Source organism: Maribellus luteus (assembly GCF_003576475.1).
In the GTDB taxonomy this organism is placed as follows: domain Bacteria; phylum Bacteroidota; class Bacteroidia; order Bacteroidales; family Prolixibacteraceae; genus Draconibacterium; species Draconibacterium luteum.
The window spans coordinates 1-551 of the sequence record NZ_QWGR01000222.1 but is presented as its reverse complement, the minus strand read 5'-3'; the positions used below and the strand labels follow the sequence as shown (position 1 = coordinate 551).

The window sequence follows — 551 nt, the reverse complement described above, 5'->3', positions numbered from 1 at the left end:
GGCCAGCTTCCACCCGAGGTTCACGGCATCCTGCATGCCCATGTTCAGGCCCTGGCCGCCCATGGGCGGATGCACGTGCGCGGCGTCGCCTGCCAGCAGCATACGTCTGTCGCGGTAGGCCACGGCCTGGCGAGCCATATCGGAAAACCGCGAGATCCAGTTCGGACGATGCGCGCCAAAGTCGGTGCCATAGACGGCGATCAGCGCCTCGCTCAGGTCCGAGAGCGTGGGCGCATTATCGGTACCGAGTTGTCGCTCGGTCAGCACCACGCGGACGCATTTGCCGTCTTCCATTGGCGCGACAGCGTGCCGGCCGATGGCATCGTATTTGAAGCCAAAGGGCGGCGGCTGCGTGGTGTGTACCTCGGCGATGAGCCAACTGTTCGTGGCGTCCCAGCCGGCAAACTCAATGCCGGCGGCCTTGCGGACAGTGCTGCGCCCGCCATCGCAGCCGACGAGGTATTGCGCGCGCAGCACCTCGCCGTCGGACAGCGTGACGTCGACGCCGCGGTCGTCTTGCGAGAAGCCGGTCACTTCACGCGCACGATAGA

Annotated in this window: 1 protein-coding gene; it reads right to left on the bottom strand. The window is 66.1% G+C overall.

Features of this window, described 5'->3' with window-relative positions:
- On the bottom strand, positions 1-551 hold a 551-nt coding region (locus tag D1614_RS24760), incomplete at both ends, for an FAD-dependent monooxygenase (protein WP_175579320.1).